15 protein-coding genes and 1 tRNA gene are annotated in these 21,366 nt (G+C 45.8%); 8 read left to right on the top strand and 8 right to left on the bottom strand.

What is annotated here, in order from left to right; genetic code table 11:
- Nucleotides 1-60: 60 nt before the first annotated feature.
- From KYK27_RS07075 to KYK27_RS07045, 7 genes are all read right to left on the bottom strand, one after another.
- Entirely contained in the window at nucleotides 61-1,332 is a 1,272-nt protein-coding gene (locus KYK27_RS07075; RefSeq protein WP_199109351.1) for an SdiA-regulated domain-containing protein, read from the bottom strand.
- 70 nt (nucleotides 1,333-1,402) lie between these two features.
- Nucleotides 1,403-2,683, bottom strand: a complete 1,281-nt coding sequence (locus KYK27_RS07070) for a sensor histidine kinase (RefSeq protein WP_199109350.1) — start codon at nucleotides 2,681-2,683, stop codon at nucleotides 1,403-1,405.
- Complete coding sequence (locus tag KYK27_RS07065) at nucleotides 2,680-3,357, bottom strand: response regulator transcription factor (RefSeq protein ID WP_199109349.1); 678 nt, start codon at nucleotides 3,355-3,357, stop codon at nucleotides 2,680-2,682. The genes KYK27_RS07070 and KYK27_RS07065 overlap by 4 nt, the downstream gene beginning before the upstream one ends.
- Nucleotides 3,358-3,419: 62 nt before the next feature.
- Nucleotides 3,420-3,944, bottom strand: coding sequence for a GreA/GreB family elongation factor (locus KYK27_RS07060; protein WP_199109348.1), 525 nt, complete (start codon nucleotides 3,942-3,944; stop codon nucleotides 3,420-3,422).
- A gap of 44 nt (nucleotides 3,945-3,988) precedes the next feature.
- Entirely contained in the window at nucleotides 3,989-5,128 is a 1,140-nt protein-coding gene (locus tag KYK27_RS07055) for a putative sensor domain DACNV-containing protein (RefSeq protein WP_199109347.1), read from the bottom strand.
- A gap of 79 nt (nucleotides 5,129-5,207) precedes the next feature.
- Nucleotides 5,208-7,556, bottom strand: coding sequence for a penicillin-binding protein 1C (gene pbpC / locus KYK27_RS07050; RefSeq protein WP_199109346.1), 2,349 nt, complete (start codon nucleotides 7,554-7,556; stop codon nucleotides 5,208-5,210).
- A 24-nt stretch (nucleotides 7,557-7,580) separates the two neighbouring features.
- Nucleotides 7,581-13,001: an alpha-2-macroglobulin family protein gene (locus tag KYK27_RS07045; protein ID WP_199109345.1), complete on the bottom strand. Its 5,421-nt coding sequence runs from the start codon at nucleotides 12,999-13,001 to the stop codon at nucleotides 7,581-7,583.
- 153 nt (nucleotides 13,002-13,154) lie between these two features.
- On the opposite strand from KYK27_RS07045, the gene KYK27_RS07040 reads away from it, so the two are divergent.
- Nucleotides 13,155-13,679: a glycine zipper domain-containing protein gene (locus KYK27_RS07040; protein ID WP_199109344.1), complete on the top strand. Its 525-nt coding sequence runs from the start codon at nucleotides 13,155-13,157 to the stop codon at nucleotides 13,677-13,679.
- Between the two features lie 117 nt (nucleotides 13,680-13,796).
- Nucleotides 13,797-14,252 (top strand): YybH family protein, encoded by a 456-nt coding sequence (locus KYK27_RS07035; protein ID WP_199109343.1) that lies wholly within the window; start codon nucleotides 13,797-13,799, stop codon nucleotides 14,250-14,252.
- A 180-nt stretch (nucleotides 14,253-14,432) separates the two neighbouring features.
- On the opposite strand, the gene KYK27_RS07030 is transcribed toward KYK27_RS07035, so the two are convergent.
- Nucleotides 14,433-14,506 (bottom strand) — tRNA-Met (locus KYK27_RS07030).
- A gap of 136 nt (nucleotides 14,507-14,642) precedes the next feature.
- Here KYK27_RS07030 and KYK27_RS07025 point away from each other — a divergent pair.
- The 6 genes from KYK27_RS07025 to trxB all read left to right on the top strand — a co-directional run bounded on the left by KYK27_RS07025 (nucleotide 14,643) and on the right by trxB (nucleotide 21,366).
- Entirely contained in the window at nucleotides 14,643-15,047 is a 405-nt protein-coding gene (locus KYK27_RS07025; protein WP_317195897.1) for an START-like domain-containing protein, read from the top strand.
- Between the two features lie 103 nt (nucleotides 15,048-15,150).
- Nucleotides 15,151-16,569, top strand: coding sequence for an LptF/LptG family permease (locus tag KYK27_RS07020; RefSeq protein ID WP_199109342.1), 1,419 nt, complete (start codon nucleotides 15,151-15,153; stop codon nucleotides 16,567-16,569).
- Nucleotides 16,570-16,678: 109 nt separating this feature from the next.
- On the top strand, nucleotides 16,679-16,954 hold the full coding sequence (gene rpsO, locus KYK27_RS07015; protein WP_199109341.1) for a 30S ribosomal protein S15: 276 nt from the start codon (nucleotides 16,679-16,681) through the stop codon (nucleotides 16,952-16,954).
- A gap of 131 nt (nucleotides 16,955-17,085) precedes the next feature.
- On the top strand, nucleotides 17,086-19,227 hold the full coding sequence (gene pnp, locus KYK27_RS07010) for a polyribonucleotide nucleotidyltransferase (protein ID WP_199109340.1): 2,142 nt from the start codon (nucleotides 17,086-17,088) through the stop codon (nucleotides 19,225-19,227).
- A gap of 186 nt (nucleotides 19,228-19,413) precedes the next feature.
- The gene (locus KYK27_RS07005) at nucleotides 19,414-20,277 is read left to right on the top strand and encodes an RNA polymerase sigma factor RpoD/SigA (RefSeq protein WP_025605096.1); all 864 of its coding nucleotides are present in this window, start codon (nucleotides 19,414-19,416) and stop codon (nucleotides 20,275-20,277) included.
- A gap of 150 nt (nucleotides 20,278-20,427) precedes the next feature.
- A complete protein-coding gene (gene trxB / locus KYK27_RS07000) occupies nucleotides 20,428-21,366 on the top strand; it encodes a thioredoxin-disulfide reductase (RefSeq protein WP_199109339.1) in 939 nt (312 codons plus the stop codon).

Here is a 21,366-nt window from a genome sequence, read left to right as displayed (position 1 = left end):
AAAGCTCCCAAACCATAGTTAAGCTATAGTTCGGGAGCTTTTAGTTTATAAGCTGGATCGTTAGATTCCTGACGCGTATTTAACGATAACACCTTTCCCTTTTTTACCACCTTCGCTGGCAATGTATAGTTCACCGTTCGGGTTAAAGGTCAGGCCTTCCGGTTGCTTAAATAGTTGTTTGTCCAACGGTATCGTTTTCAGGATTTCGCCTTGCTCGTTTATAACATGAAGGCGGGTATTTACTGCATCCATCAGGTATAGTTCGCCAGTAGTCGGATGGACCTCGAAAGAAGAAGGTTGCAGCACATCATATTGGCCCTTCTTTTTCTTTTTACCAGTAGTGCTCAGGTTATCCTGCTTCAGGGAGATTTGAAACACAGGTTCGGCCTGCATCTTTTTATCGTTTAAAGAGAAACTATAGATCCCTTTGTTATCACCAAGCGTAGAATCGTACCCTTTACAAGCAATTAGCAGTCGGTTGTTAGTTGCATCATAAGCGAGGCCCTCTGTATTTTGCGTACTGGCTAAAACGGTCTTATACTCTTTTACAGCAGGCTTACCATTCCTGAAGTCTGTAACCTCGTAAATAGAACCATCGCTTCGTAGTATGTAGGCGTCTTTATCAACTATAGAAATACCTTCGTAATCACCTGGGCCTGCAAAATTTATCTTCTCTACTATAGTTTTCTTCTGAGGGTCCCATAAATGGATGGCGCCCTCTTCGTCCTGCACGCAGGCAATCAGACCATCTTCCAGCATGGCAATACCGGAAACTTCTCGCAGATTATCCGGCAGTTCCCATTGCTCCACAGGGGCATTTAATCCGTTGGTACCTCCATTTTGTATACCAGTTGGAATAAGTGATGCTTCCTGCTGTATGGCAGTTGCTGTGCTCTTTTGTTGCTCGATCAGTTTACCGGATGCATCAAAGTGTAGCTTTACCTCATCCATGTTATCTTCCAGCTCCACAACATAGTTGGCATTGCCATTTTGCTGAACACGATGCGCTTCGTCAATTCTATAGTTGGCGTATTGCGCCTGCACCTGACTCAGAATGGAGTTAGGTAAATGTCGCTGATCTATTTCTTCGGTATAACTTAGAAGTTTTCCGTCAGGTGAGAAAAGGGCTGTTCGTTCCAGGCCGTTTACTTTAAACTCAGCTTCAAAATTGCCGTTCTCATTATCCCAGTCAGCATTTTTTATAGTTGGGTAACGGTCTGCAAACTGTACTTTAACAGCTTCCGGCACTTTGGTATTCTCCCAGATCGGGTCACACGCGGTACCTGCCATTATAACGGCAAGTGTAAACGCATATAGGCTATATTTTTTCATGATGATCGTCTTTTAGTCTAATATCAACCGAAGTTTACGACATGATTCTGAAGACAATCTGTAGGAGATATTATTTTTTAAAAGGAATTTGATTGAAATAGATGCAAAGCACGTGCATGCCATCAACAAAACTATAGTTTGGGCGCATGTTGTAAACAGAACAGATACGGCTTACCAGTGCCAGCCCGATCCCTAAGGAGTCTGAGCGCTTACTTCCGCTCACAAAACGGCCGAATAGGTTACTACCTGGTTCATGTAATTCTTCACCGGTATTTTTCAGGCAAAGCTTTTCCTGATCCAGGGTAATGGTTATGACACCGTCTGGTTGGTTATGCTGGATAGCATTAATGAGCAGGTTTGAGACCAGCACTTCGGCAAGACCCCGGTTCATGTGCACTTGCACAGGCTGATCTATAGTTTGCGCTACTGTAAGGCCATGCATTTCTATAATTTCCTGAAGTTGCTCAGTCTGTTCGGCAAGGAGCTCGTGCATCGGGATATCTTCATTTTCTTTAAATTCTCGGTTTTCGATGCGGGTAAGCAGAATGAGTGATTTGTTTAAACGTGCCAGGCGGCTTACTGAATTGTGCATGTCTTCCAGCAGTTTAGCCTCAGTCGAAGTCAGGTTGCCGGATTGCATAAAGAGCTCCAGTTTGCTGTTAACTATAGCTAATGGGGTTTGTATCTCATGCGATACGTTTTCGGTAAATTCTTTCAGGTTCAAGTAATCACTGTGAATTTTATTTGTCATGTTCTGCAGCACCGTGTTTAATTCCTGAAACTCTGTTGTTTCGGAGGGTTTAAGTTGCAGCGGGCCGTATTGTGACAAACTGTAGCGTTTTATCTTATCCAGGGTATCGTAAAAGTTGCGCCAGGTATACTTGTTTATACTATAGTTTACAGCTCCCAAGCCGACTAAAAGCATCAGGAACGTCCAGCCCATTGCAAACACTGTGCTTTCAAAAAGGTCGTCAAAATCCATGACAGACTTCATGATCGTATACTGGTAGGCCTTTCCCTTCTGGTAAGTAGTAAAAGTCAGGCGTCGGTAGGGGATATATTCTTCGTCGTAGGAACTATAGATAAGCGTATCGGTGAGCGCCTCGAGTACCGGATTATTATTGGTTACTTCCTTTACAACTATAGTTTCCGTTACGCCCGAGGTTACGTGCGGAAGCTCATTAGTGCGACGGATAAAAGCCAGGATATTTTCTTTATCGGTAAAAAGCTGATCATCCACCTCGTCGTAGATCTCACCCTGCATAATGGTATAGTAAGCAATGCCACCCATCAGGAACACGACAAATGACACGAGCAGGTAATACAGACTTGTTTTAGTCAGGATCCTCATTCGGCTGCAAACTTATAACCCAGGCCATACACCGTTTGGATATAGTCTTCGCCGCCGGCCTCCATAATTTTGCGGCGCAGGTTTTTGATGTGCGTGTACACGAAATCAAGCGAATCGAGCGCTTCGACATGGTCGCCCCACAAATGTTCGGCAATAGAGTCTTTGGTAAGTACCCGGTTCCGGTTCGATAGAAAGTACAGCAGCAGATCGTATTCTTTTTTGGTCAATGTCAGTTTTTGCCCATTTACCTGTGCCTCTGCCGAATCCGGGAAAACCTCCAGCGCACCGGCTTTTACCGATTTATGTCCGTTAAAATTCCGTCTCCGGATAACAGATTTTACCCGCGCGTTCAGTTCCGATAAATGGAAAGGTTTGGTGAGGTAATCATCTGCACCTATCTCCAGTCCGGTAATCCTGTCATCCAATGCGTTTTTAGCAGAAATAATGATGATGCCGGTCTCCGGGGTATTTTCTTTCAGCAGCCGCACAATGTCCAAGCCGTTACCGTGGGGCAGGTTCAGATCTACAAGCACGCAGGTATAAGGAAGGTCAGCAACCTTGAGGCTGGCTTCTTTAAAATCGTAGGCAGCATCGCAACTATAGCCTTCCTGTTGCAGGTAGGTAACTATAGAGTTGTTCAGTTCCTGTTCGTCCTCGATGATCAGTATGCGCATAGTTTATAGTTCAGGTAAGCAACTTAACACCCGATTCTGGAGCAAATCTGTGTACTTTAATTTTAATTGTTTTGATAGGAGATATTGGTCACTTCGGCTACTTCTTCATCCTTACCAAGGCGTAACGTTATTTTCTGGCCTACTTTAGCGCCTGTTACAATTTTGGCGATGGGTGCCACAAAGGCAATTAACCCGGCTTCTACGGAGGCTTCATCTACGCCAACTATCGTAAATGTTCTTTCCTGGCCGGGATTTTTCCCTTTAATGGTTTCAAGCGTAACGGTCGCTCCAAACCTAACCTGATTTGCAGGCTGGTCTTTTGTATCGATGACTTTGGCAGTTGCAATGCGCGATGTAAGCGCTGCAATTCGTCCGTTAAGTATCGTTAGCTGACGGGTGCGCTCCGCTTCATTGTCGCGGTTGGCCTCTGCCTGACTTCGTTCTGCTTCCAGTTCGGTAAGTTCGGTGCGTAGTAATTCCAGGCCACGTGGCGTTACATAGTTGGTTACACCGGGTGGCAATGCCGCTCTTGGCGGAATGATCGGGGCTTCACCGGAATCGTCTTCTTTTACAAATGCTCTGCTCATGAGGGTAGTAACGCAGGCTTTGTAGCGGTGTTACAAACTATAAACTATAGCAGCAACGTGTCAATCACATGCGCATGTACCATTTGCTTACACGGCGACCAGGAGAAGATCGTAAACTTCCCATCCTGTGAGGCTACCAAGCCAAGGGAATCGCGCTGGTCGTGCACGAACTGAGCAGCTGATAAATGCCGCGTACCACCGTTATGAGCAGGGTGCAGTTTCTTTTCTTCGTTTCCTACGATGGGTTCGGTTACGGTCATTTCATCTACAGGCGAACTGCCAATAGCGCGTCCTATTTTAGCTCCGAAAGCCAGTAGTTTATAGTTGTCTGTAATGATGGTGGCCCCATCGATGGCTGTTAACCCGGCCAGTGCATCCACTTCTTTTTTAAGCGCAGATTGCCAGGTACCCTTCGTTCTTTCCTCTTCCTGGTGCTGTATTAACCGTGCCAGCCCTGATAAAGTAGGTTGAATGGAATACACCATGGGCTTGACGATAGAATTCTGCCAGTTGGTTGTTTCAGTTGGCACAACAAGCAATGTGCCGCCGCGCTTATGTGCCCGCATCGATACCGCCAGTTGCACCAGTATATTAGCTGCAACAGTGGTAGATGGTGTTGTTAATCCCAGCAACGAGGTCAGGAATCCCGGGCAGTCATCCAGTGCGGTATTCTGCTCATCTATGATCTTGATCTGGTCGCCTTTCAGTACGGCTACGTTCGCATATTTCCCAAACCCATCGCGTCTGCGGTGTTTGATCACCATTAACCCCGGTTCCGAAACATCTACCACAAAACATAAACTTGGTATAGAGCGGGTAGTGCCCCAGATGTATAGTTCCCCATCTTCCTGCCAGACACCGATGTGAATACCCGGGCGCTCTACCCCGGGAGCCAATTTTGTAAGCACAGGTGCTGTAAGCGGCAGGCGCTTTAAAAATAGTACAGGGTGTTTAGTATGTGCGGGTGGCAGATAGGCAATAGATATTTTAATGACATGCCCTTCTTCGCGCTGCAGGCTGGCCCAGAAAGCGGTATCAATTATTTTTTCAATAGTAGCAGCATCAGGTTCTGTAGCAAGGTTTTCAATAGTAGTTTGACGGGCAGCACCGAGCAGGTTACTGAAATGCTGTTCTATAGTTGGCGCTACCGTCCTGGCAGCCTGGTAAGTTATGATTGAGCTCATGCTGTTTCTACGCTTATGTTTTAAAACAGGTACCAGTCGCTATAGTTTAAGACTTTAACCAACTATACTAGATCCCTTACTACAGGAACTGCACTGATATATAGCTGTTGGTATTGCGACCCTGGTCGTCGGTACAGGAAATTTTATACTTGCCAGCCCGCTCCGGTTCAAAGAAAACCTTTTCGTTGGCTGCTGCGGTGCGAACCAGTTTATCATTGATGTACCAGTAAACCTGTTTTACTTCGTTGTGTGCGTTGCAGTGCAGCATCAGTTTCTGGCGCTCATCGCGTTCTAAAAAGTATTCCATTTCTGCTGTTGGCGAAGTGATGATCGGTGCAAAATCCTGGAAAATGCGGCTGCAGAACGGATTATGCGCTGGGATGCGCTTAAACGGAATGTGCTCAGACTCAAAGAAGGTCAGGATCTCGGGTGCGTAGTTGGGATACCATTTCTGTAAAACTCCTGTTTCGGGCTGGCAACTGGTGCAGAATGCATATTTTTCGTTTTCTGATACGGCTACTTTTTTCAGGTGCGTACATTTGGCAACAGGAGAAATCCCCGGAATAAATGTATCCATCACCTGGTCTTTGCAAAAGGTGTTTCCCGGCTTTCCGCTTTCGATACACACGGCCCGGTTGGCTATCGTTTTAGGCGGAGAGAACCAGCTGTTGATACTGTTATAGTCGATCGCGTTAAAAATATCAAAAAGCAGGGGCGTAGCAGAATCAGTACCGTTAAGCTCGGGTACGCCTTCGCCGGAAAAATTGCCAACCCAGACGCCCACCGTATAGTTCTTATTGTAGCCAATGCTCCAGGCATCTTTCCGACCATAAGAGGTACCGGTTTTCCAGGCGATTTTAGGGAGACGGGCGCTGTTCTGGGCATTGTGAGGCAAATCGGGTCGCAGTAATTGCGTCAGGATCTGGTTGATCATAAAACTCGAAGCAGGAGAGAAAACCTGTCTAGCAACTAGAGTTGTGTCCTGCTGCAGCCACCGGATCGGGCTATAGTTTCCCTGGTTGGCGAAAGCTGCATACAGTGCCGTCAGTTCTTCCAGTTTTACGCCACAGCCACCCAGAATCAGCGATAAGCCCAACTGGTCGCCTTCCGCTTTCATCTCTGAAAAATCTGCCTGCTGCAACTTCTGCACAAACGAATGCACACCCACCTGGTCCAGTAGTTTTACTGCGGGCACATTCAAAGAGGTTGCCAGCGCGAGTTCAATGGTTACGTTGCCACTATAGTTGCCAAAATAATTCTGCGGTCGATAACCGGCGTAATCAATTGGAACATCACTGATAATGGTTTTAGGTGTGATCAGTCCTTTGTCAAAAGCAGTGGCATACAGAAACGGTTTCAGTGTACTGCCCGGCGACCGGATCGCCCGTACGCCATCTACCTGCCCGCTATGCGCAACATCCGAAAAATCCGCGGATCCTAAGTAAGCTTCTACTGCTTTTGTCTGGTTATTGATCACGAGCACGGCTGCGTTGTGGATGTTCTGGTAGCGGAGGCGCTGCATATAATTGTAGGCCAGTTGCTCCACTTTTTCCTGTACCTGCCGGTTAAGCGTGGTTTTAATGATCGGCTGGTTCTTGTACTTCCGGAACATGCGGTAAGCAAAATGAGGCGCCACTTTGGGCGCTTCCAGTCGCGTTGCTTCCAGAGGTTCGTTCAGCGCATCCTGTATGGCATCCTCCGGAAAAGCTTGTTCCTGTTTATAGTAGCGCAGCCATTTATTCCGGAAGTCAACTATACGGGCGTTTTGCTCCCCAATTCTCAGCGAAGAAGGCTTGTTTGGGATAACGGTTAAAGTTACGGACTGCGCCAGGCTCAGCTGCTTTGGCGACTGGTGAAAGTAGAGTACGGATGCCGCTTTTACGCCTTCAATGTTGCCGCCATACGGCACCAGGTTCAGGTAAAGTTGCAGAATCTCGTCTTTGCTATAGTTCCACTCCAACTGGCTAGCCCTGAATAATTCAATGAGTTTGTTTCGGTAGGTTCGTTCTTTCGGGTAAAGCAGCCGCGCTACCTGCATCGTTATAGTAGATGCCCCGGAAGTTGTTTTGCCCGTTGCCAGGTTATTAAAAGCCGCCCGAACTATAGCTGCAGGATTTACCCCGGGATGATAATAGAAATAGCGATCTTCTTTCAGCAGAACGGCTTGTTTCAGCCCCGGATTTATTTCGTCGGCTTCCAGTTGCATCCGCCATTTGTCGTCGCTGCTCAAAAACGCATTGATCACACTGCCATCCGAAGCCGTGATAACAGGGGAGTAGGAAACGTTTATAGTTAGCGGGTATAGTTTATTTAGCACTACAAATCCAACTATAGGTAGGAGCAAAACCAAAACAAAACCAAGCAGCCACCTGCTTCTTTTAGACAGGAGTTGCTTTAGGTTATAGTTGATATGTTTCAGATTCCTCACTACGTTCGAAATGACTGTTACTTGTTACTTGACATTTATAGTTCCTGCACCATTATAGCTATGATACTCGGCGTTGTACATGGCATCTGCACCTACCGGACCCAGCTGGAAATTACCTTTTGACACGGCACGAACCTGGTAGAAGAAGTACTGCTCTTTCGGCCTGGCCGTAGCGTAAATATTGATCCGGTCGTCGCGGATGTCGGTATAGTCTGGCGTGGCAGGTTCCTGCTTCTGCAACCAGCTGAATTCTCGTTCGGACATCAGGCGTGGATTCTCGATCTCGAAACCAGCCGGCAGCATGTCGGTAATAGCTACGTTCGGTATCGTTCTGCCATCCAGCGACTGCAGCGCGATCCGAACTATAATCAGGTCATTTTGCTTAAAGGTGTTGTTTGTAATCTGCCTGCCATCACGGTCAAAGAAAGCTCTTCGCACCTGCATAAAATTGTCTTCCTCATTATAGTTACCACTCTGGCTGATGCCTTCTATCTCCCAGAAATAATAGAGCGTTCCTTTGCCAGTACCTTTCAAAGTTATAGTTCCAGACTTCAACTTATCCTGCAGCACCAGGTCTTTATCCTTGTAAGTACCAATTACTTTACCATTCTGAATAACCTGTACTGTGCTATTGCCTGCGCTGCGGTTTGCCAGCTTTCCGAGCGCCATCAAGGCAAAAGCGCGTTCCTGGGTATTGTACCAGCGGGATGAACTTAACTCTTCTGAAAGATGCCTTGCCAGCGTTGTTACCTGTGAGTTTTCCGGATCCGCTTCGATCAGGCTGTTCAGTGAAATGGCCATGTCGCGCATCGGGGAATAGAAGCTCCCATCCAGGGCGCGAAGCGATGTTTCGCCGGCGAAGGAGCGCGGAAGTATCTGGCTGAAACTCTCGCGGCGACCGTTTAACGCAAAGGCACTTGCTAGTAAATAGCGGCTATCTAAAGAAACTAATTCAGGCTTCGCTTTATAGTAGTTCATGGTGGCCCAGTCAGGCTTGCCAGCTATACTCAGCACGTAAAGCGAATAGGCCGTTTCGCGGGAGGCGATGTATTTGCTTTTGACTTTACGGCTGGCGTTATAGTAGCGGTATTCTTCCATGCCCTTACCTTTCACTTTGCGCTGCAGGTAGGTTAGTGCTTTATCAAGTACCTGTTGTGTTACCGGGTAGCCTGCTTTTTTGGCTTCCAGCAGGAAATGCGTCGCATAAGTACTGCTCCACCAATCTGTGTTTTCGGCGCCGGGCCAGTAGGTAAAACCACCATCGTATTGCTGCATCAGCTCTATTTTAGTGATCGCTTCCTGCACCAGGTAATTCGGATTATAGGTTCTGTTCTTTCCTGTCTGCTGCAGTGATTTGGCTAGGTCAGTGAAATAGAGCAGTGGGAAAGCAGTAGAAGTAGTCTGCTCCAGGCAGCCATGCGGATAGCGGAGCAAAAACGTGATGTCATCAGTAAATTGAGCAAGCGGCGAATTGCTTACAATAAGCTTAGATGATACAGAAGACGGAATGAAATCATTTGCCAGTTTGATCTCGGTGGTTTCGCCATCTTTTATAGTTCCGGCTTCTGTTATTTTTGAAAGCGGCGAGGTTGGCCGAACGGTAATATCGGTGTTGCTGCTAAATTTCTCACCTAAAGCATTTACGTTTACTGTAACTTTTGCCTGACCTATAGTTGGCGTGGCTACCAGTTTATAAATAACCTGCGCCTCGGAGTTTGGGTTTATAGTTGTTGATTTAGCAGAACTGCCAACTATGCGCAATGGCCCTGTTACAGAAACAGTACTGCTGGCTGTTGCCTTTTTAGCAGTTGTGTTGCTTAGCGTAACAGGTACCAGGAGCGTATCTTTCGGACTCACAAACCGCGGAAGTGCTGTGCTGATCACAACCGGATCTGAAACACGCATCATTTTCTCAGAAGAACCAAACGCGCTGCCTTTGTAAGCCACAGCCATCACGCGCACGGCACCCGAAAACTCCGGGATCTTTACCTTAACTATAGCTTCGCCGTTGCTGTTGGTTTTCAGATGTCCGCTCCAGAGCGATACCAGTTTTACTCTTTTTGATGTCAAAGGATTGATTCGTTTCTCGAGATCATAGCCGTCGCCACCAACGCTGGAACGACTGCTTAACTCAGGGAAAAGGAAAGGGTAGAGATCATAGGATTCTGTTTCGAGGGCACGTTTCTGGTAAAAATAGCCGTGCGGATCCGGTGTTTTATAGTCTTTCAGTTGCAGGATGCCTTCATCAACCACAGCCAGCGTTACCTCCGCATTCGGAACGGTTTTGATCTTCACCTCCTGAATTTTATTGGATCGAGACACTTCCGGAGCTGTGAGGACGACATCCAGTTTCGTGCTTTTCGCAGTTACTGTCACTGGTTTAAAACCACGGGCAATCGTTAACGGCATCCTGTTATCTTTTACCTGACGCAGGGCGGTAGCTGTAATATAAACGGTTGGTAAATGCTCGCTCACAATAGGCAACTCAAGCGACGCTGCTTTCTTATCTGTTTTGAGGTAGTAATGGCTTAGAACTTTATCCTGCTCCACGGTTACCAGGATCTTTCCAGCAAAAGGCGCCTTGAACAGCACTTTGGCCTTGTCGCCGACCGCATAACTTTCTTTGTCAAGCGCGATGTCTACTTCTCCTTCGGTGTTTACTTCAAAAGAGGTGCTTTCGGTATCGCCCCAGCCATAGGCATAAAATTCCTGGGCCACATAGTTGTAAGCGCCCGGCCGCATCAAACGCAATTCATATTCACCCGACAAAACCGGTGTAAAGTTAAAGTTGCCACCGCCTGCAGGTATCGTTATCGTTTTGTTAAGAACGATGTTTTCTTTGCGTTGAGATTTATAGTTATAGTTTTCGGAGTAGCGTTCAATCACCGACTCATAGGTAAAGCGTACCAGTTGCACGCGGGCAGTGGTTGAAACAGGTTTGCCATTTCGGTCGAGTGCTAACAGTGGTACATTCATAGGTCGGCGGGTACTTACATAGGCATCAAATCTTCTGATGCCGTAAAACGCCTGCTGCGTGCTCACATCAAACTTGCTGAGCCTGTTTACGGGCCTTCCTGTTTCATCGAAAACAGTGGTATAAACCGAGCCATCCAGCAAACCCACATCCTGGTAACCGGCCAGCTCGAATGTTTCCTGCCCTTTGCCTTGTGCGTCGGTCTGACCCTGTCGTACGCTGTTCTGGATATCTACAGTGCCCGATGTTTCAATCTCGAAGTTATAGTCCGGGTAGTTCTTCGCTTCGAAGTATTTCTTTTTAAGACTGAGCTGTACTTCATAGTTGCGGTTAGCGGCAGGCGGGCCGAACAGGTTCTGCGCGGTCAGGTTAACAGTCAGTTTCTCACCGGGTACAAAAGCTGTTTTATTCAGCGTGGCAGTTACTTTCAGCCTGTCGGGCATAAACTCTTCTACACCAATTTTGCGGGAATTCAAAAGCACATCGTTACCGGAGTACACTTCTATTGTATAGGTACCCGTAACTGCTGCAGTGCTTAGTATAAAGTTAGTTGCTGCTGCGCCTTCTTTGTTCAGTTTAGCTTTTACACTGCGGAGCTCTTTGCCATTGGGTAGCAGCAGCTTTACTTTAATAGGCAGCCCGGCTATAGTTTCCCAGGCTGGTGTGCGAACTATAGTATTGACATGCACAGTATCGCCGGGGCGGTATAGATCACGATCACCATAGATATAAGCATCGTAAGCCAGTTCGCCTAAGCGCTTGCCACCCACATCAAAACGGGAAGTGTTGACCTGTGTCTGGCTGTAAGGCATGTAGTTAAAGTCCTGGTCCAGGCGAGCCGTAATCAGACCCATGATGAAATCCGGCGCCAGCTTATCAATGTTACTGAAACGGGCTACGCCATCCTTATCGGTAGTAGCTTTATGAAGGATCTGGTTGTTGGTGCTGATGAAGCGCACTTCCACACCTTCCAGTGTATTTCCGTTGCGGATAGAGTTTGCAAAAACCACCACGTCATTTTTTCCCTGCTTCGCAATCAGCCCGATATCCGAAACCGAGACGATCTTAGAGGTTTTGAGCCATTTTTTATCGGTACTCGATACGTTAATTACATATAAGCCTTTAAACTGGCTGTCGAAATCAAGGTCATTCAGGTCGAGGTGCAGGAGATGGGCATTGCCTTTTTTGCGGAGCTCTTTTTTATTGTATTCGCGCTCGAAAATGGTGTTGCCGTTGGTGTTATTTACATCATAGTAAGAGTTCTCATAATACTCTTCGGCCTCTTCGTCATAATAGCCATCGTACATCTTACCGTCCTGCAGGTAGCGCAGAATGTTGTTCTCATACACTTTGCCAATACTTACTTTAATGCGTGGCACCTGCACCAGGTTCAGAGCAATATCGCGCGAGCCCTGGCTACTCAGGTAAATGCTTTTCTGGTTTACAAAAGCAATAGTAGGCTGCAGGGGCTGGAAAGTTACCGGATGCCTGTAATCGCGGCCAAGTTCTTTGCCGGCCACGCCAGTCAGGTTACCACTTATAGTTAGCGTATAGTTTTCCTGGTCTCCGAAATTTCCTTTCACTACAAGGCCGTTCTCCAGACGTTCTATACTAAAATCCCGCCTCGGGCTTATAGTTACCAGGCTGTGCAGATCGGTATTGGTGACCGGTTGCGTTGTGAAAATATAGATGCGTTCCTGGCCTTCCTCAAAAGCAGTGGCTACTTCTGTTACCTGCATCTGTCGGCGGCTTGGCAGTTCTATCTCCCTTTCGATAGTTTGAGATGTCTGGTAAGTGCTTCCCGGCATGGTGAGTCCTTTGTTTATAGTTAGCCGTACGGGTATGGCTTCATCCGTTGCCTGGTTTATATTCTTTAGTTTCACAACTATAGTTTCGCGGTTATTGCTGACTACTTCTAAAGGCAGTTCTGTCTTGCCCTGGTATACATGCAGGTTATCGCGCAGCGTGGGTATAGTTACCGGATAGTTAAAGGTAAGCAGCAGGTTTGCTTCCAGTTCTGTCGGGTTGTTTTCATTCAGGGTCCAGTAGGCTTTAGGTTTGGTAAGCCCCAGGTAAGGTGTATGAAAAGTAAAACCTTGCCCGCTGGGTATTTTATAGTTGGTCTTGGAATGGCGCAAAAGGTTATTGGTCAGCTCTGCCTGGTAATTGGTGCTGGGTGCAAACGGTCGGGCAGGAGAGAAGACCAACTCGTTCGGAGCTGTCCATTTAAACTGGCCGGGCACTGCAGGACGGAATGTGATGTAGGGTATAGTATCCCAGTTATTCAGGAGCGAATCCGGCATTACATCTTTATCAAACTTAAAGACCAGGTTCTGTTCCCGCATTATTTCCTGTTCAAAGTTGCGGCTCTCTAACAGCAGTTCATCGCTTTTGCCTTTGCAGCTGCTTACCAGCGCAACTATAATTATAAACCAAAAGGATAAAAGAGGAGTAAAGGGTGAATCTTTCATAGGGTAGAAAAAATGTAGGCGACAATCTTACTTAAATATAGAAAAAGTTTACCTGAAAAAAGAATGTTTAGGAAGTGTTAATATTTCTGGCACACGAATTGCAACTACCCATTTCAGTTGCGTATAAAGTTTTCAACTCAAAAATTGAATGTTATGAAAAAGGTAATCAGTTTAGCTCTAAGCCTTGTATTGATAGTTGCAGTTGCCTTCAGTGCGTCTGCGCAAACAAAAGAACGTACAGGTTGGAGCCCGCAAGCAAAAGGTGCTGTAATTGGTGGTGCTACAGGTGCCGCTGCCGGTGCCATTATCCATAAGCGTAACCGCGTTGTAGGTGGTGCAGTAGGTGCTGCCGTTGGTGCAGGTGCAGGCTATGGTGTTGGTAAGATCATCGACAATAAGCAGAAAAAGAAAGAAGCAGAGCGTATTGCAGCAGCTAACAGAGCAGCAGCAGCAAACAGAGCAGCTAATGCCCGTATGGCTTCTACTTCTACAAGAAAAGCAACTCCGGCTAAAGCAGCTCCTGCAACAGCTAATGCGCTTGCAGCCGCACAGCCAGAAATGGCCTATAACGGTACTTCTATGGCTTATTTAGCTGAGAACATGTTCTTACCAAACCCAGACTTTGGTGATAGAGATAAACCATATCATACTTCTGAGTACAGAAGAAAAAGCTGGTAATTAATACCTCTACTCATAAAAAAAGCCAGTCATTTTTGACTGGTTTTTTTTTAATCCGTATAAGCCGGAAAATATATATGCCTATTAGTATTTAAGTATACACTAAAAACTAAAATTATGAGATCCTTGATAGTATTGTTCTTCGCAGTATTCCTGTTTACATCCTGCCAGAAAACCGAAGACGTTAAAGTGGTGCAGGACCTGAACAAAGCATTTATTGATGCCTGGAATGATAAAGACGAAAATAAATTAGAAGAAATGCTGGCCGAAGATGTAGACTTCGTGCAGGGCGAGATCCATTACAGCGGCAAATCTGAAGTCGCCAAAAAATGGGTTGAAGAAACCATTGAAACCATTGATGACCTGCGACTGGACGTAGTAAGTTCCGGAATTGATAACAAAATGGCTTACGAAGCAGGTACCTTTACGGTAGATGTATTGCCTGATGCGCCGGGACAGCCGGGTGGAGAGGGCGAAGGTAACTTTATGCTGCTTTGGAAAAAAGGCGAAGATGGTACCTGGAAATTAAGTTACGCCCAGCTGGAAGACCTGCCGGTACAGGTAAAAATGTAAGGCTTAAACTATAAGTTAAAAGAGCCGTCCCGTTATATCGGGGCGGCTCTTTTTTGTGAAGTAGCTGGAAGCCAAAACTATAGTGCTTTAAGGGGTCTTGTTATCTATAGTTATACTATAGTTTTGTTCCGGCCTGAAAAGCAAAAAAGCCTGCCGGAGTAAACCAGCAGGCTATTATTGTAGCGGGGAGCAGAATCGAACTGCCGACCTCAGGGTTATGAATCCTGCGCTCTAACCATCTGAGCTACCCCGCCGAATTGTGATGCAAAAGTAGGTAAAAGTTTTTATACCGCACAATACTTTGGCCCGAAAAAAAATATTTTATTTTCGATATATTAAAAGAATCAAAAAATAACACTATACTTACTCAATCACTTACTATTATGCTCTATGATGAGATCAACTAAGACAAAATTTGTTGGAGAGTACCCCATTAATGCATCATCCCGATTACTGTACCCTTACCTGAGTACAGCCAGCGGTTTGGCCGAATGGTTTTGCGACGACGTGAAGGTGGAAGTGAATAAAGTGTTCAACTTTGTTTGGGACGGCAGCAACCATTATGCAGAAATGACCGGGTTCCGAACCAACCGTTCTGTCCGTTTTAATTTTCTGGATGATAACCGCCAGCATGTTTCCGATCCTTCATACATTGATTTTTCTATTGAATCGAGTGAGCTAACGCAGGAACAGTTCCTGAAAGTAGTTGATTACTCTGACGAGGAAGACCAGGAAGAACTGGCCGAACTTTGGGAGCACCTGATGCAAAACCTGAGAGAAATAATAGGCGGGTAGCTTTCTATCTGGTTCTGCTGCGTATCTTTGCACGATTCTTGGTGTGTGGATGTTTACTAAAAACCCATATTACCTGGCAAAGCCGCAACGGTTATTGGCTCTCATGAAGAAATTAGATAAACTTATTATACGGTCGTTCATCGGCCCCTTTATATTAACATTTGCTGTGGTAGAGTTTATTCTGCTCACACAGTATATGCTTAAATACCTTGACGAACTGGTAGGGAAAGATCTTGGTGCCAGTGTTTTTGGGGAGCTCCTGTTCTATTTCAGCATCAACATGGCGCCGGTTGCGCTGCCGCTTGCCGTGCTGCTCTCATCCCTGATGACGTATGGTACGCTGGGCGAACACCACGAATTAACTGCCATCAAAACTTCCGGTGTTGCACTTCCTCGTATTCTGCGCCCTGTATTTATTTTTGTTGCTGTTCTCGGCATAGCCGCTTTCTTCTTTAATAATAACATCGTACCAAAAGCTAACCTTAAAGCCTATAGTTTGCTCTGGGACATACGGCAGACCAAACCAACCATGAATTTTAAGGAAGGTGCCTTTTATAATGGTCTGCCGGGTTATAGTATAAAAATAAACGAAAAGCTGGGTGATGGCGGCTCTATCCGCGATGTGATGATCTATGACCATACACAGGGTGGTAACAATAGCAGAATCATACTCGCCGACTCGGGGCGTATGTTTACGGACCACAACGATAATTACCTGGTGTTAGAGCTTTTTGATGGTAACATTTATGTTAACCAAAGCAATAACACACTGCAAAGCACTTCTGAAGACCAGTTTGTGCGGCAGCGTTTTAAAGAAAGCAAGATCATGTTCAGCCTCTCGTCTTTTGACCTGAGCCGCACCCGCGAAGAGTATTTTTCGGATAACAAAATGATGAAAAATATCGCAGAGCTGAACGTGGTAACCGACTCCCTTACAGACCTGTCTCAGAAGGAAAGAGATAAATTCATCTCTAATGTAGATCCATTTTATATGTACATGAAAGTGGATAGTACAAGAACGAAAGTAGGGGGGCAGGCAATTATAAGAAAGGAACTGGATAAAGAGTTGCCTGCTGTAAATGCCAGCACGCTGGTAATGGCTAAGAACAAGGCCCGTAACATTAAAAGCTTTACAAGCAGTTATATAGAGCGCGTAAACAGCACCGTACGCGAGGCTAATAACTTCGAGATCGAGATCTGGAAAAAGTATACACAGTCGGCCAGTATTATAGTTATGTTCCTTATTGGTGCGCCACTTGGGGCCATCATTAAAAAAGGCGGGCTTGGCGTTCCGGTAATTATTTCGATCCTTTTCTTTATAATAATGTATGTGCTGTCGATACTTGGCGAGAAGTGGGCAAGAGAAGGGTTATTGCCGGTGCCGGTAGGTATGTGGGCATCCAACGCCATACTGGTACCTATTGGTTTGTTCTTCCTGTACCAGGCCCGCAACGATTCGTCTTTGCTGGAGATAGACTTCTGGCGTAAAATACTTACCCGGTTAAAGCGCAACAAATTATAGTTTGGTTGAAAATAGAGTCCGTAAATAGTTTTTGATTAATTTAATTTTTTATATCTTTGCGGCTTATACGGCAATCTCATTGATAAAAACAGATTGATATTTATACGAAATGAAATTAACTACTGAAGCGAAACAAGAAATTTTCGAAAAGCACGGCATAAGCAAAACCAAAACTGACACTGGTTCAGCTGAGTCTCAGATCGCGCTTTTCACTACACGCATTGCTGATCTTACAGAGCACCTGAAGATTCATAAAAAAGATTTCAGCACCCGTCTGGGTCTTCTGAAACTGGTAGGTAAAAGAAGAAGATTGCTTAACTACCTTCAGAAAAACGATATCGAAAGATACAGAGCTATTATCAGCGAGCTGGGTATCAGAAAATAATTTATTTGGGTTAGGGAATTCACAAAAGGGATTCCCTAATCTTTTTTATAGTACCTCCCTTTCTTTTTGCCAGTACCCCGACAGCGGCCGCAATGGGCAGCCCTGTTTTTGATGAAAAAAAATAATTGAAGATGTCACAAAACGCGATCACAAAAACAATCTCTCTTCCGGACGGCCGGGAGATAACTATTGAAACTGGTAAATTAGCCAAGCAGGCCGATGGTTCTGTTGTGGTAAAAATGGGAAACACGATGCTGCTTGCAGCAATTGTTTCTAACAAAGAAGCACGTGAAGGTGTGGACTTTCTGCCACTTTCCGTTGACTATCAGGAGAAGTTCGCTTCGTCTGGTAAAATACCTGGTGGCTTCCTGAGAAGAGAAGCACGCCTTTCTGACTACGAAATCCTAGTTTCGCGCCTGGTTGACCGTGTGCTGCGCCCGCTGTTCCCGGATGATTATCATGCCGAAACTCAAATGACAATACATATGATCTCTGCTGATACGGAGATCATGCCGGATGCACTTGCTGCTCTGGCTGCTTCTGCTGCACTTGCTGTATCGGATATTCCATTTAACGGCCCTATCTCTGAAGTGCGTGTAGCGCGTATCGATGGCCAGTTAGTAATTAACCCTACTGTTTCTAACCTGCAGCGTGCTGACATCGATATGATGGTTGGTGCATCTATGGACAGCGTTGTGATGGTAGAAGGTGAAATGAGCGAAGTTTCTGAAGCAGAAATGCTGGAAGCTATCAAATTTGCACACGAAGCCATTAAAGTACAGTGCCAGGCACAGCTTGAGCTTGCTGAAATGGTGGGTAAATTGCAGAAGCGCGAGTATTCGCATGAAACGCATGACGAAGCACTTCGCGAAAAAGTACGCACTGCTACTTACGACAAAGCGTATGAAGTTGCTATGCGTGGCAGAGCAAACAAATCTGAGCGTAAAGATGGTTTTGCAGCTGTTCTGAACGAGTTTGTAGAGTCTCTTGGTGAAGACCATGGTTACGATATGGGCCTGATCAAAACGTATTACCACGATGTTGAGAAGGAAGCTGTTCGTAATATGATCCTGGATGAGCGTGTTCGTCTGGATGGCCGTAAACTGGATGAAATTCGTCCGATATGGTCTGAAGTGAATTACCTGCCAGCTACACACGGTTCTGCCGTATTTACCCGTGGTGAAACACAATCATTGACTACTGTAACCTTAGGTACCAAACTGGACGAGCAAATGATCGACAGCGCAATGGTATCAGGTACAAATAAATTCTTATTACACTATAACTTCCCTGCTTTCTCTACTGGTGAAGTGAAGCCAAACAGAGGTCCTGGCCGTCGTGAGATCGGACATGGTAACCTGGCGCTTCGTGCACTTAAGAAAGTGTTGCCATCAAGCGAAGATAATCCATATACGATCCGTATCGTTTCTGATATCCTGGAGTCTAACGGTTCTTCTTCAATGGCTACTGTTTGTGCTGGTTCACTAGCGCTTATGGATGCAGGTGTTCCGATCAAGGGTGGTGTATCTGGTATCGCGATGGGTCTGATCACAGACGAAAAAACTGGTAAGTTTGCCGTTCTTTCTGATATTCTTGGTGATGAAGATCACCTGGGTGATATGGACTTTAAAGTAACTGGTACTAAAGATGGTATCACTGCCTGCCAGATGGACATTAAAGTTCACGGTTTGTCTTACGACGTGCTTTCACAGGCGTTGGAGCAGGCAAAAGCAGGCCGCTTACACATCCTGGGCGAAATGAACAAAACCATTTCTTCTCCAAATGCTGACTATAAGCCACACACACCACGTTCGTTCAACATGATCATCGATAAAGAATTTATCGGTGCGGTTATCGGACCAGGTGGTAAGGTTATCCAGCAGATCCAGAAAGATACCGGTGCTACGATCATTATCGAAGAGAAGAACGAGAAAGGTCACGTTAACATCTTTGCCAGCGATCAGGATTCAATGAACAGCGCGGTTTCTAAGATCAAAGGAATTGTTGCCCAGCCTGAAATTGGTGAAGTATACATCGGTAAGGTTAAGTCTATCCAGCCGTATGGTGCCTTCGTAGAGTTTATGGCAGGTAAAGATGGTCTGCTTCACATCTCTGAGATCAAGCACGAGCGTGTTGAAACCATGGATGGCGTGCTGGAAGTAGGAGAGGAAGTGAAAGTAAAACTTATCGACGTAGATAAGAAGACAGGCAAATTTAAGCTGTCACGCAAGGCTATCCTTCCAAGACCGGAAGCTCCTCAGCAAAATCAGTAATCATTTTTAAAACTCCTGTTGCCGCGCAGCATGACTGTTTTGGCATCAGGAGTTTTTATTTTTTTGGATTCGCGTACAGGTTCTTGATTTTATTCGTAATATGTAAGAACTTTGCGCGATTTTCTGGTGTTACCAAACCGAGCCCAAAATACAACTTCAACATTTTTGCATTAATAATATACTCTGATGAGACAACTCAAGATAAGCAAACAGATTACTAACCGCGAAAGCCAGTCGCTTGATAAGTATTTACAAGAGATCGGCAAAGTAGATTTGCTTACACCGGATGAGGAAGTATCGTTAGCACAGAGAATCAAAGAGGGAGATCAGTTTGCACTTGAGAAATTGACAAAAGCTAACCTGCGTTTCGTAGTGTCTGTAGCAAAACAGTACCAGAACCAGGGTCTGTCTTTAGGTGACCTTATTAACGAAGGCAACCTGGGTCTTATAAAAGCTGCAAAGCGTTTTGATGAAACAAGAGGTTTTAAATTTATCTCTTATGCTGTTTGGTGGATCCGTCAGTCCATTCTGCAGGCGTTGGCCGAGCAGTCGCGTATTGTGCGTTTACCATTAAACCGTGTTGGTTCACTTAACAAGATTTCTAAGTCATTCTCAGAACTGGAGCAAAAATTCGAACGCGAGCCATCGCCAGAAGAAATTGCAGAAGTACTGGAACTGACAACCGCTGAGGTAGTAGATACCTTAAAGATTTCAGGTCGCCATGTATCTGTGGATGCCCCGTTTGTGCAAGGCGAAGAAAACCGTTTGCTGGATGTACTTGAAAACGAAGACGAAGAATCACCGGACATGGGTCTGATGAATGACTCGCTTCGCAAAGAAGTACAGCGTGCACTTTCAACACTTACCAAGCGCGAAGCTGATGTAATCACGTTATACTTTGGTCTGAACGGGGAACATTCCCTTACGCTGGAGGAGATAGGGGAGAAATTCAACCTTACCCGTGAGCGTGTTCGCCAGATCAAAGAAAAAGCGATCAGAAGACTTCGTCATACATCCAGAAGTAAAGCACTTAAGCCATATTTAGGTTAAGCCTATAGTTTAAGCAGCAAAAGCCCCGGCCATAAAGCCGGGGCTTTTGTCGTTTACAGGAGCTGCCTCACCATTTCAGTAGAAGCAATTCGGGCAAAGGAGCAGATTTTTTAGTATACTTGCATCCAAAATTAATTGCACTAGTTTTCCATGGAAATCGAAAAAGTAAAATGCCTTATCATCGGTTCAGGTCCTGCCGGTTATACAGCAGCTATATATGCATCCAGAGCAGGTCTTAAGCCTGTACTTTACCAAGGGTTACAGCCCGGTGGTCAGCTTACCATTACCAACGATGTAGAGAACTATCCTGGCTACCCGGGTGGCGTGAAAGGCCCTGAAATGATGGAGGACTTTAAAAAGCAGGCCGAGCGTTTTGGTACCGATGTGCGCTATGGTATTGCAACTGCAGTAGACTTTTCGGGTCAGCCGCATAAAGTAACGATAGACGACCAGAAGGTAATTGAAGCGGATACAGTTATCATTTCAACAGGTGCATCGGCTAAGTGGCTGGGCCTGGAATCTGAAGCAAAGCTTAACGGGAACGGTGTATCGGCTTGCGCGGTTTGTGATGGTTTCTTTTACCGTGGCCAGGATGTGGCTATAGTTGGCGCCGGCGACACAGCTGCAGAAGAGGCTACTTACCTGGCTAACCTGTGCAAAAAGGTATACATGATCGTACGTCGTGAAGAGATGCGCGCTTCTATTATCATGCAGGAACGCGTTAAGAAAACCCCGAACATCGAAATACTATGGAATTCGGTAACAGATGAGATTCTGGGGGATGATGTGGTTACAGGAGTACGGGTTAAAAACGCACTTACCAACGAAACTAGAGAAATTCCTGTAAACGGTTTCTTTGTAGCGATCGGTCACAAACCAAATTCTGATATTTTTGCTGACTATCTGAACCTGGATGAGAACGGTTATATCAGAACGATACCAGGTACTTCTAAAACAAATATTGATGGTGTATTTGCCTGCGGCGATGTGCAGGACTTTACCTATCGTCAGGCAGTAACGGCTGCTGGTTCGGGCTGTATGGCTGCACTGGATGCTGAGCGTTACCTGGCAGCTAATGATTTGCACTAA

It is taken from the genome of Pontibacter populi, from assembly GCF_019336435.1.
GTDB lineage: Bacteria > Bacteroidota > Bacteroidia > Cytophagales > Hymenobacteraceae > Pontibacter > Pontibacter humidus.
Note: the sequence above shows the minus strand (reverse complement) of the source record. Positions and strands in the feature narration are given on the sequence as shown.

Coding starts and splice junctions, on each gene's coding strand:
- KYK27_RS07075 (WP_199109351.1), bottom strand. CDS start 1,332: ATGAAAAAATATAGCCTATATGCGTTTACACTTGCCGTTATAATGGCA.
- KYK27_RS07070 (WP_199109350.1), bottom strand. CDS start 2,683: ATGAGGATCCTGACTAAAACAAGTCTGTATTACCTGCTCGTGTCATTT.
- KYK27_RS07065 (WP_199109349.1), bottom strand. CDS start 3,357: ATGCGCATACTGATCATCGAGGACGAACAGGAACTGAACAACTCTATA.
- KYK27_RS07060 (WP_199109348.1), bottom strand. CDS start 3,944: ATGAGCAGAGCATTTGTAAAAGAAGACGATTCCGGTGAAGCCCCGATC.
- KYK27_RS07055 (WP_199109347.1), bottom strand. CDS start 5,128: ATGAGCTCAATCATAACTTACCAGGCTGCCAGGACGGTAGCGCCAACT.
- KYK27_RS07045 (WP_199109345.1), bottom strand. CDS start 13,001: ATGAAAGATTCACCCTTTACTCCTCTTTTATCCTTTTGGTTTATAATT.
- KYK27_RS07040 (WP_199109344.1), top strand. CDS start 13,155: ATGAAAAAGGTAATCAGTTTAGCTCTAAGCCTTGTATTGATAGTTGCA.
- KYK27_RS07035 (WP_199109343.1), top strand. CDS start 13,797: ATGAGATCCTTGATAGTATTGTTCTTCGCAGTATTCCTGTTTACATCC.
- KYK27_RS07025 (WP_317195897.1), top strand. CDS start 14,643: ATGATGAGATCAACTAAGACAAAATTTGTTGGAGAGTACCCCATTAAT.
- KYK27_RS07020 (WP_199109342.1), top strand. CDS start 15,151: ATGAAGAAATTAGATAAACTTATTATACGGTCGTTCATCGGCCCCTTT.
- rpsO (WP_199109341.1), top strand. CDS start 16,679: ATGAAATTAACTACTGAAGCGAAACAAGAAATTTTCGAAAAGCACGGC.
- pnp (WP_199109340.1), top strand. CDS start 17,086: ATGTCACAAAACGCGATCACAAAAACAATCTCTCTTCCGGACGGCCGG.
- KYK27_RS07005 (WP_025605096.1), top strand. CDS start 19,414: ATGAGACAACTCAAGATAAGCAAACAGATTACTAACCGCGAAAGCCAG.
- trxB (WP_199109339.1), top strand. CDS start 20,428: ATGGAAATCGAAAAAGTAAAATGCCTTATCATCGGTTCAGGTCCTGCC.